The organism is Candidatus Campbellbacteria bacterium, assembly GCA_034521025.1.
Lineage (GTDB): Bacteria > Patescibacteriota > Minisyncoccia > Phycocordibacterales > JAXHMZ01 > JAXHMZ01.
The window spans coordinates 1-10,164 of the sequence record JAXHMZ010000002.1 but is presented as its reverse complement, the minus strand read 5'-3'; the positions used below and the strand labels follow the sequence as shown (position 1 = coordinate 10,164).

Annotated in this window: 13 protein-coding genes, 2 tRNA genes and 1 pseudogene; 11 read left to right on the top strand and 5 right to left on the bottom strand. The window is 42.0% G+C overall.

Going from position 1 to position 10,164, the window contains the following annotated elements; translation table 11 throughout:
- Positions 1-195 precede the first annotated feature (195 nt).
- From U5L75_00635 to U5L75_00625, 3 genes and pseudogenes are all read right to left on the bottom strand, one after another.
- A pseudogene (locus tag U5L75_00635) lies at positions 196-276 on the bottom strand (peptide-methionine (R)-S-oxide reductase).
- 24 nt (positions 277-300) lie between these two features.
- Positions 301-1,158 (bottom strand): ATP-grasp domain-containing protein, encoded by an 858-nt coding sequence (locus U5L75_00630; GenBank protein ID MDZ7726071.1) that lies wholly within the window; start codon positions 1,156-1,158, stop codon positions 301-303.
- Between the two features lie 4 nt (positions 1,159-1,162).
- Positions 1,163-2,446 carry an ATP-grasp domain-containing protein gene (locus tag U5L75_00625; GenBank protein ID MDZ7726070.1) on the bottom strand — a complete coding sequence of 428 codons (1,284 nt, stop codon included), beginning with the start codon at positions 2,444-2,446 and terminating at the stop codon, positions 1,163-1,165.
- 210 nt (positions 2,447-2,656) lie between these two features.
- Between U5L75_00625 and U5L75_00620 the strand changes: the two genes are divergently transcribed.
- The 7 genes from U5L75_00620 (at position 2,657) to U5L75_00590 (ending at position 7,050) form a co-directional block, all read left to right on the top strand.
- Complete coding sequence (locus tag U5L75_00620; protein ID MDZ7726069.1) at positions 2,657-3,475, top strand: ROK family protein; 819 nt, start codon at positions 2,657-2,659, stop codon at positions 3,473-3,475.
- Positions 3,476-3,637: 162 nt separating this feature from the next.
- Positions 3,638-3,898: an RNA-binding protein gene (locus U5L75_00615; protein MDZ7726068.1), complete on the top strand. Its 261-nt coding sequence runs from the start codon at positions 3,638-3,640 to the stop codon at positions 3,896-3,898.
- A 113-nt stretch (positions 3,899-4,011) separates the two neighbouring features.
- Positions 4,012-4,851 (top strand): YhjD/YihY/BrkB family envelope integrity protein, encoded by an 840-nt coding sequence (locus U5L75_00610; protein MDZ7726067.1) that lies wholly within the window; start codon positions 4,012-4,014, stop codon positions 4,849-4,851.
- 9 nt (positions 4,852-4,860) lie between these two features.
- Positions 4,861-5,229 carry a bacillithiol system redox-active protein YtxJ gene (gene ytxJ / locus U5L75_00605; protein MDZ7726066.1) on the top strand — a complete coding sequence of 123 codons (369 nt, stop codon included), beginning with the start codon at positions 4,861-4,863 and terminating at the stop codon, positions 5,227-5,229.
- Positions 5,230-5,258: 29 nt separating this feature from the next.
- The gene (locus tag U5L75_00600; GenBank protein MDZ7726065.1) at positions 5,259-5,777 is read left to right on the top strand and encodes a hypothetical protein; all 519 of its coding nucleotides are present in this window, start codon (positions 5,259-5,261) and stop codon (positions 5,775-5,777) included.
- Positions 5,774-6,259 (top strand): hypothetical protein, encoded by a 486-nt coding sequence (locus U5L75_00595; GenBank protein ID MDZ7726064.1) that lies wholly within the window; start codon positions 5,774-5,776, stop codon positions 6,257-6,259. Before U5L75_00600 ends, U5L75_00595 begins: the two co-directional genes overlap by 4 nt.
- Positions 6,260-6,276: 17 nt before the next feature.
- Positions 6,277-7,050 (top strand): Gmad2 immunoglobulin-like domain-containing protein, encoded by a 774-nt coding sequence (locus U5L75_00590; protein ID MDZ7726063.1) that lies wholly within the window; start codon positions 6,277-6,279, stop codon positions 7,048-7,050.
- A gap of 35 nt (positions 7,051-7,085) precedes the next feature.
- Here the strand turns inward: U5L75_00590 and U5L75_00585 are convergent, their stop codons facing one another.
- Positions 7,086-7,289: a hypothetical protein gene (locus U5L75_00585; protein MDZ7726062.1), complete on the bottom strand. Its 204-nt coding sequence runs from the start codon at positions 7,287-7,289 to the stop codon at positions 7,086-7,088.
- Between the two features lie 111 nt (positions 7,290-7,400).
- Here U5L75_00585 and U5L75_00580 point away from each other — a divergent pair, with 111 nt between their 5' ends.
- The 4 genes from U5L75_00580 (at position 7,401) to U5L75_00565 (ending at position 8,972) form a co-directional block, all read left to right on the top strand.
- Positions 7,401-7,631, top strand: coding sequence for a glutaredoxin family protein (locus U5L75_00580; protein MDZ7726061.1), 231 nt, complete (start codon positions 7,401-7,403; stop codon positions 7,629-7,631).
- A 73-nt stretch (positions 7,632-7,704) separates the two neighbouring features.
- Positions 7,705-7,776 (top strand) — tRNA-Arg (locus U5L75_00575).
- 749 nt (positions 7,777-8,525) lie between these two features.
- Positions 8,526-8,888: a hypothetical protein gene (locus U5L75_00570; GenBank protein MDZ7726060.1), complete on the top strand. Its 363-nt coding sequence runs from the start codon at positions 8,526-8,528 to the stop codon at positions 8,886-8,888.
- A gap of 10 nt (positions 8,889-8,898) precedes the next feature.
- Positions 8,899-8,972, top strand: a tRNA-Phe gene (locus U5L75_00565).
- A gap of 75 nt (positions 8,973-9,047) precedes the next feature.
- On the opposite strand, the gene U5L75_00560 is transcribed toward U5L75_00565, so the two are convergent.
- The gene (locus U5L75_00560) at positions 9,048-10,031 is read right to left on the bottom strand and encodes an acyl-ACP desaturase (GenBank protein ID MDZ7726059.1); all 984 of its coding nucleotides are present in this window, start codon (positions 10,029-10,031) and stop codon (positions 9,048-9,050) included.
- Between the last annotated feature and the right edge of the window lie 133 nt (positions 10,032-10,164).

Genomic DNA, 10,164 nt, shown 5'->3' with positions numbered 1-10,164 from the left:
TGCCCAACTGGCACTACCTACGTGATCCAACTCATATAGGCTTCTTCTCAGATAAGACGTTTTTGTGGATAGAGAATAGGTATGGTTTTGATCGTATATATGATGACGGTGAGCGAGTTGTTATCTTTCAGAGAAAGTAGGGCTTGTGCTGTTGTCTTCTTTAGGTATAAAAAATGATGCCAAGAGTTTATGCGGTTATCTTAGCCCGGTTTTGTCTTGCGGTCCGTCCGGAAAAACATACACCAGATGCGCATCACAATTAGCGCAGACTGCTTCGTCCCGGGTTTTATCTAGAAGCGCCTACTCGATCATGCGGCTTGCGATTGTGGCGGGTATATTCATACCCGTATGCTTTTCAAAGCCTCCAATTTGTGGGCCGTGATTTACTTCTAGGACTAACGGTCCTCGTTCACTGCGAACGATGTCAACTCCTCCAAAATCAATGCTACAGGCTTTGCATGATGCAATAGCTAACTCTTTTTCTTCATCTGTTAATTCAATGTCGGAGACAGTGCCACCTTTGGCAACATTGTTATAGAAGTTGTCTGTTGAGGAGCGTTTGATAGCTCCAAGAACTTCGTTTTTATAGACTAATGCCCTAATATCAAAGGTGTTGGGTATGTACTCTTGAAGTACAAAGAGCTCATTGTATTTAAATAATAGTTTGTTAAGAAGCTCCAGGCTGCGTATTTGCCATACACGTTGCCCGCGACTACCGTCGGCTTTTAGAACGCAAGGGAATGGCATAGAACTCAATATCGTTTCCTGGTTCTTAATAAACGATTCGTCAGTGCAAAGAATCGATTTGGGTGTAGGTATGCCCTCTAGAGCGAGAAGAACAGTTTGCGAAACCTTTTCGTTAGAGGAGGTATGTTCAGCGCTTACTAAGTCATTGATAGGTATACCTTTGTGTAGGCATACTTTGGCAATGAGAGAAGCGAAGTGTGAATCATGGCCACGTAGTCGTAAAAAAACGCTAGTGTTCTCTAGGTCTATCTTTTTGTTTTGACAGAATAAATCAATCGAATTAGGTTCTGAGATAATAAATATACTATCGCGTGAACGAATACGCTCACTTGTTACGTTAGCTGCATCAAACTCCCTCACCATTCTTTTGGTGAAGTTGCGTGAGGCGTTTATGATCAATATATGTTTCATGTTTCTATTTTACTTCAATATTAACACCTTGTTCAATGCGTCGAATATCAGCCAATAGACGCGAGCGGTCTTTATTGAATAGGGTAATGTTAAAGATACTCTTACCGCCATGTTTAGCAAAAGTAGCCTTGTCACCAATCCTTTTGTTGGTTTTAAAACGGTGAAGTGATTCTAGTCCGTTAAGCTTTTTTATTCCTTTTATTGAGGTTATCGTCCCTTCTTTTTCTGCGAAAATTTTGAGTACGGCAGTATAGCCTAGCTTCTTCTGCGGTACTTTGGGCTGCTTTGGGATACGAATAAAAATATCGTTCTCTGTATGATCTATATCATAAGAGAGTTTGTACATGATGTTTCTAAAACCACCAATGCGTGGGCCCAGTTCGATAATCTTCCAGCCCTGCTCAGTCTTGTAAAGCTCGATATGGGCAGTAGAAGAGCGTAGCCCCAAAGCGCGAACGGCTTTCTCACTCGCTTCTCGAGCATCTCTAATGCTTTTTTTTGAGAGGTTGGTTGGGGTTATCTGTTGGTAACCAAAGAAATCATCAAAACCAATAGCGCGTCCAGTCTTGATATGAACCATGGGGCAAAAATATACTTTGCCACGCGAGTTGATGTATGCATCAACGGAGTACATTTCACCTTCCATAAACCGCTCGACAAGTACCTGCGGCTTACCACGACCCTCAGTATCTTTGTGAAGGCGATTAATTTTGCGAAAGACCCGGTTGAGAGATTTCTCAAGCTCGTCTTGATGAAAACAAATAGTTACGAGTAGGCTCTGAGCAAGGCCAGAAGGTTTAATAACAAGCGGAAAGCCAACATTTTCTTCAATTTTTTTAAGGGTTTTTTTAGTTGAGTCGCGGACTACAGTAAAAGCTGGGGTGATCTTTGGGTCATAGGCCAGGAGACGGCGGCGCATTTCAACCTTATTGGTGCTCCATTCTAGTGACTCGGAGGTTGGAGTACGTAGATAGGGGACGTGGGGGACGACCTGGGCAAGAGCAGGGATCTTTGATTCCGCACGGCAGGAAACCGCAACAAGGTCGCTCTCTATTGGCTTAAGAGCTTTTACAATTGATTTTCGTGAATCAAAGTTGCACGTCAGAATAATGTCAAACGTTTCAAGTTCCTCAGGTGTGTCGGGGTTTTTACGTTTGTTTGATTTTAAGAGTGCAATCCGGTATTTACCTTTATGTTTCTTTTTAAATTCATCAATGCTACGTACAATACCCTTCGTGAGAGCACCTACGAATAGAATGATATCCTTTTCTGTTTGGTTTTTTTCCATATAAAAAATAATGCCCAACTTTCTAGATGTTTGAGCAAACTAAATGGTACGTATTGAATATATAGTTGTCAATTTGTGAAAATGATTATTCACTTGACAGGAAAGATCAACTTAATAGCCAAATTTCCATTAACACAACTTTCTGTTTTATTGCTAGAATAATAATGTGTCTAAATAAAGACTACTTAGAAAACAAACGAGAATAATATTATGGTAAACATAGTTTTTGATATAGGAGGCAGTAAAATGAGAGTTGCAAGAGTTACCGGCGAAGAGACTTTTAGCGAGCCGCTTTCGGTAGCTACTCCTCAAAATCCGGAAGAAGGTGTGGCACTTCTCGCTGAGCTTTCTCTTGAAGTGGCTCGTGGCGAATCTATAGAAAAGGTAGCAGGAGGGATCGCTGCTGTTTTTAATGAAGAGAAGACTAAAATAGTTAATTCCTCAAATTTAAAAGAGTGGGTCGGTTTGGATGTAAAAGAAGAGTTTGCTAAGCATTCGAGCGCGCGAATAATTACTGACAATGACTCTTCGGTTGTTGGTCTTGGAGAGTCTATATTTGGGGCGGGTAAAGGATACAAGATCACAGTATATATGACGGTTAGTACCGGTGTCGGTGGGTCTAGATTTATTGACGGTAGACTTGATGACGGAAAATTTGGTTTTGAGCCGGGGCACCAAATATTGAATATTGAAACCCGAGAGACACTTGAAGATCTGGTTTCAGGTGCGGCATTTAAGAGACGTTTCGACGTAGAGCCGTATGAAGTTACTGATAAAGAGGTTTGGAATAAAGCCGCGCGAGATCTGGCAGTAGGTTTACACAACTCTATTTTGCACTGGTCGCCGGAGGTGTTGATACTCGGAGGTCCGATGATAGTTGGAGACCCCTCCATCCCTATAGAGGCAGTGAAGACAGAACTGCAGAATGTTATGAAAATATTTACCGATGTCCCGGAAATAAAAAAGGGTGAACTTCAAGATCACGGTGGTCTTTATGGCGGTCTAGTACTTATGAACGACCAGGATTGATCCTGGTATTTGGAAGAGAGGACGATAAGTTATTTAACAAGAATTCTCTTGTTATTTGTATATTTTTTCGTATACTGGTGGCAAGTAAGTTTCTTGAGAGTTCGGTTTTTAACCCCTCTAGAAGTGAGTCGACTTACGAAAAAATATAATTAGTTAGAGGTCATGAACAAAAAGCTATATGTTGGCGGTATCCCTTGGGCTTCAACAAACGAAGAACTCCAGGAGGCCTTTGAAAAGGCTGGAACCGTTGAATCAGCTACTATCCTTACGGATAAAGTAACTGGTCGATCACGTGGATTTGGTTTTGTTGAAATGTCTACCGCAGAGGAAGCACAAGCCGCACTGGATATGTGGAATGGACAGGAATTCGGTGGACGAGTGCTAAAGGTTGATTTTGCAAAGCCAATCGAGAACAGGGAGTAACTGCTGAACACTACTGAAATCTAAAACAAAATCCGAGACTTGATCTCGGATTTTGTTTGTATTTTGGGGTTTTGTTGATATCCAGAAATACTTTCGTGATATTCTATGTATGTATGAGACTGTTAGTTTCAGTGAAGAATATTGTTACAAAGGCAGCGAAAGTTTTTCTCCAATTTAGGATCGCTGAAAGATCTGCCGCGCTCGCGTATTTCGCTCTTTTCGCGTTGGCGCCGATATTAATTCTAATTACTTCATTAGCCAGTATATTTGTGTTTGGTTCGTTTGCTCAGTCTGGTATCGAAGAATTCTTTCTTAGATATTTTGGAAGCGGAGCCAGTGTGTTTTTTGAACAAGTGATCGAGAGAGCCGATAATTTAACAGTTGATATTGCGGTAGCGGTTGCCGGTTTTCTCTTGGTTGTATTCGCGGCGACAGGATTTTTCCGGGCTTTGCAAAGATCTCTTTTTGAAGTTTTTTCAGTTTCGATTGAAGGAAATTCGACAACAAAGAACATTCTCTACAACAACCTCTATTCTTCGACCTATATGATCATTTTTCTCTTTTTTATAATAGGTCTTTTCGTAGCGAGACTTGTTTTAACTACAGGTATAGAATTAGCTGAAAATTTCTTTGATTACAATGTGTCGGGTGCAACAATTAGAGCACTGAGCGCTATATTGGTATTAGTTTTACTTAGCTTGTTTTTGGGAGGTTCATATAGATTTTTTTCGAGGCGTAGCGTAACGTGGCTGGATTCATTTATTGGTGGATTCGCGGCCTCTGTACTTATCTTATTACTGAATAATTTGCTCGGGTTGTATTTTGCGTTCTCTGAGGCCTTACTTCTATACGGCGCGGCGAGCTTTTTGGTGGCTATACTGTTATGGCTCTATCTCTTTTCAATGATCATTTTAATAGGAGCTCTTATCTCTCGTTATGTATCAAGGTTATAATATAGTGCGATGCGATTAATAGAAACCAAAGAAGATCTTTTTGTCGCCTTAGCGGATTCATATGATTCGGTAATTTTGATCCTTAAAACCAGTAACATTTGCGGGCAGAGTAAGAGAGCTTATGAAAAGTTTAAAGACTTGGAGAAAAAGTACAAAGAAATAGAAAGCCAAATGTTCGTGCTTGTCGTACAGGACGCAAAGGGAGTATCTGACTATATTAGCGAGACATTTGGGATAGTGCATGAATCACCACAAGCTATAGTGATACGAAATGAAGATGTAATTTATTACGAAGATCACGCTAAAATAGATATAGAAAAGACCACTCATCTTTTGAAAGAAAAAACGCCAGCCAACGGCAACTATGAAGAGACATAAAAACTAGCAGTAAATGTTATAATATAAATATGAAGATAAAAAGTACGCTGCCACAATTCGAAAACAAGAACGCTTTATTAATTGTTACCGAAAAAGAAACCGCGAAGCTTTATGTAGCCAGTGATGGCGAAGTAGGAGAAGTCGAAGCCATCGAAATAGACCCCAAGGAACTCGAAGGAGATACCAGAGAAAGAATTCAGCACCGCTCTGTAGGAGGAGCGATAGTCAGGGGAAGGTCTTCGGAAGAAGAGGAGGAGAAAGAAGTAAATCATTTTCTGAACAAGCTTGAAGAGAAACTAAAAGGAGTTGTTAAGAAGTTTGATATAAGTGAGGTGTATGTGTTCTCGCCTTCCTATGTCAACAACGAGGTGGTTCGCAGGATCCCTAAAAAACAAAGAGAGTCAATAGAGGAAAACTTCCGTGGTAATTATAGCCACAAACACGCGCTCAAGTTGATCGAAATGATAAAACAAAGTTTGGAAGAGAAGTTCGTCAAACCGAGAAGTGAAGAAGCGCAGAGGATCTATAATAAATTTTCTGAGGAATGAAAATAAAATACTCTGTAGCTTTATCAATTGCTCTTTTTGTTCTCGTTCTATTATCTGGCTTAGCGATCTCTCTCTATGTTCAGCCGGAGAGTGAGGCAGCCGGTCTAGAAGAAAAAGCGCCGGAACACACAGTGGAAAGTGCGAGCGTTGAAGAAGGTGATGAAAGCGATGGCTTTTATTCTTATGATAAGGCCTTTGATATAGTACTTAATTCAGAAGAGACTTTTGAAGATATGGTGGTCAGGTTTGAAGACATAGTAATTCGTTCTGACTGTGAAGCGGGGGGATCTTGTCAGAGTGCCGAAATTTCTCTGAAACACAGCGAAGGCGACGTAGAAATAGTCACTCTGACAGAGGGTGGTGTGATTAACGCATTTGGATATAGAGTTAAGCTCTCCCAAATAGCTCCGGAAGAAAATTCAAATAAAATAGAACGTAGAGCGGTAGTATTGGTTGCCAGTGGTAAGAATGCGGACGGTTAAATCGTCAGTAAGTATGTATGAAAATAAAAACAATAACAACTGTCACCTTTTTAGTTGCTTTGGTTGTATTGACGATCGTTGGTATATATGCGATTGCGAACCAAAAAGGTGATAAAGGAAAAAATAAAACTATAACCTCTTTTGAAGAATGTGTGGAGGCGGGGTATCCTGTTATGGAGTCATATCCGGAACAGTGCAGCGTTCCCGGGGGAGAAACGTTTACGCGAGACATAGGAAACGAGATGGACAAACATGATCTTATAAGAGTCTCTTCTCCGAGACCGGGCGAAGAAGTAGGCAGTAATTTTACTATCGAAGGTCAGGCGCGTGGCTACTGGTTCTTTGAGGCTACTTTTCCCGTTTCAGTAGAAAATGAAGACGGAGAAATTCTAGCCGAAACGTACGCCACTGCCGGTGGAGATTGGATGACCGAAGATTTTGTGTCATTTACGGCTGAAATAGAAGTTGAAGGTAATTACTCTGGGGAAGCTAGGTTGGTTTTACATCGAGCTAACGCTTCCGGATTACCGGAAAATGATGATCAGATGTTTATTCCCATAGAAGTAGCTTCTTCTTCAGAATCAGCTGGAAAAGATAGCACGTGCTATGTGGGTGGATGTTCCGGACAGATCTGCTCGGACGATCCGAATGTGGTAACCAGTTGCGAATGGCGACCTGAATATGCCTGTTATGATTCGGCCATTTGCGAGCGGCAAGCGGATGGGGAATGTGGTTGGACAGAGACAGAAGAATTCGATCAGTGTATCGCGGAAATAGATGAAAATAGTTAGATAAAAGAAAAAGGCGATCCATTAAAATGAATCGCCTACTCTTTTTTCTCGTATCTAACGTCTAGGATCATGATCGGTATGGAAATGATCGAGAGTGCGTATATACCCGCCAACATCCAGAATAACCACGGAATGGTCTCGTAGATGAGGTAAGGAACACCAAACGCAACAAGACAGGCAAATGTAATGACGACCAATACTCCCAAGACGTTACTCAAAAGTTCCTTTTCGTTACCCATGGCAACCTCCTCTGTGGAATATATAACAAATTAGATTTATGTAAATACTTACATTTATGGGCCTACTAGTGATATACTATTTGGGCTTATAAGTAATCACACATAAATATAATGAAAAATGTAACTATATACTCCACCCCAACTTGTCATTTTTGCAATTTGGCCAAGAACTACTTTCAAGACAAAGGAATTGAATACACAGATTACGACGTCTCAGAAAATGTAGAAAAACAAAAAGAGATGATCGAGAAGACGGGTCAAATGGGAGTTCCGGTAATAATGATAGGGGATGAGATCATGGTTGGTTTCAACCAAGCAAAGTTAGAAGAGCTTTTGTCATAAGCTCAGAGCAACATCTAAATTATCCTTGTAGCACCGCCTTTGGGCGGTGTTTGTGGTATAGTGGTAGCGTCTTGCCCCCGTAGTTCAATGGATAGAACAAGACACTCCTAACGTCTAAATGTAGGTTCGATTCCTACCGGGGGCACAAGTTGAGCGAAGCGAAAGGTTTGTGACCACGAGCGAGCAAATTTCTTTGCTCGCGCGTAGGAATCGAAAAGCTCAAACAGTCCGGGGGACTGTTTGAGAAGGTTGCCAGATAGTTTGAGAGCTTGCGAAGCAAACTATCGACAACCTGTACTGCTCCTGTAAGGAGGGAATATATCGTGCGGAGCTTTGCGAGCACGATTTGAAATCTGTACCGCTCCTGTAAGGAGAGTTTCCTACCGGGGGCACAAACTGAGCGAAGCGAAAATAAAAGCCCCGCGCAGAAGACATATCTGCGCGAGGCAAAGGGTAACGCGAGGCTAGAGCAGTGGATCGATGCGGTTGGCAATGATCAACAAACTGAGACAAACGGCCACAACAAGCATCGCTAGAAAGTCCTTCAGATGCTCTCTGTCCAACTGTTTCTTCGACAGCCTCGGCGTAGGTGGCGTATATACAAGAATGTGATGGACAACCACGTAGCCAAAGCTCAAAATGAGCAATCCGGCCCAAATGTACCAATGCGTCGCGATGAAGTCCACAGTTCCACCTCTTCCTTCCAACTTTTTTATTTGTATGTGTACATATTTGGAACCAAGACGATCCCAAACTATTAAAAATATAACATATATCTATATATATGTCAATATCTGCTCAAGATGTCAGATATCGGCGGTAACAAAGGGAGAAAATGGTAACAACAAAAACTCAAAACAGCACTTCACTTTTGGCTTTTTTTAAGCTACAATTTTGTACGTGGAGCCAGATGAACTAGAAGAATTATTGGTAAAAACTGCGCGGCTAACCGAGGAAAACCATCGGATGCTAGAGAAGATGCAACGCGCGCAGCGTATGGCAACTCTAATGCGAGTTGTGCGTTGGTTGGTGGTTATAGGCCTATTTGTACTTCTTTACTATTTGGCTCAGCCGTATATTGCCGAAATGCAAGCTTTCTTTGAGAGTTTTCAAGAAACACTTGAAAATAGTGATGAAATGAATGCAGACGCATCCGGAGCATTTGAAGGTTTTCTTGATAATTTTGACAATTCGGAAGAAGCAGAAGCAAGTTCCGGTGGCGGCAGTGAAGAAAATACCACAGAAGAAAATTTGTAAAATTAAATAAGCCCAGGTAGCTCAGTTGGCTAGAGCATTTGTCTGAAGAACAAAGGGTCGTCGGTTCGAGTCCGACCCTGGGCACAGAAAGGTTAGAATCTCAGCACAGCCAAATAATTAGAGGCAGCCAAAACGGGCTGCCTCAATGTTCTTGAAAGGTTAACTAGGTATTTCCGGGTTTGGTACGAAGATGGTCGGATCTATTTCACTAAAACCGATCTCCGATTCATATCTAGCTATTCTTTTATGAAGACGCTGAACATCTCCTTCCACTACGCCGTAATCAAACAGGTCCCAAATGGCAGTTTGTTGTAGATTACCATCTGGATCGGGCACCAGACGTGTTTCTTTGATCCCTCGCGCCAGAGCTTTTCTGCCTTCTATTCCTAGATTGTTAAAAACAACCTGGACTACATCACGGGCAAACTCTCGGGGACCATAGATTCCATAGCGGTAGACCGTTTCTTCGAACTCGTGCCAATTTGGAATTATTTCATTCGCTGGCATGGCAAAGTTCTCTACGACATCCCTGATCGCGCTTAGGGTTTGGGCAGGGTAGTAGTAAAGGAAAAGTCTGACTCCTTCAAGGAAAAAGTGGTAGTGAGCGACTTCGTCCTTGGCAATTGTATTTGCGACTTGTGCGAGTACATCATCTGAGTCAACGCCGTGAACATCTTTTCTTGACCTACCCCGGGCGATTCTTTCCAGGTTGAGGTAGTTCAGCTGGGTAGCACGTTCCTGGAAAACCGTGTAGACGATGTTATGCAAAGGATTGTCCCAGGGAAGTTTGTATTCGTTGCTTCTCAGGTCGTTTTTGTATTTTTCTAGGAATTCAGGGGTTCGCCTTCTTGAAAACAAAAGTGCGTTGAGCCAAGTGTCCGCATGCTTTTCTTCTTCTGACCCCCAGCGAAGCTGAAAATGGCTTCTACCGTGGCTCTTTCGAACAGAGCGTAAAACTGTGTCCGTGTAGTCGGGTACAAACCATTCAACCGCAAAGAATCCTTGCAGAACAGTTATCAAATCATCAGAAAAACTATTCTGCATTTCTGTCCAGCTAAAGGACTTATCCGGATTCCAGTTTCGCTTTTCTTGTGAGCGCGCCATGTACCAACGGTAAAGCCCGAGAAATCCTTTTTCTATCAAACGGTCTTTCTCGTTCTTACTAAGAAGTCCAGGCGGCGTACGGGGTCGGTCAGTTTCTGTTATTCTAAACGGCGGATAGAAGTCACTATAGCTCACTTTTGTCTCCTTTCCTTCTAATTAGTGTAGTGGACTA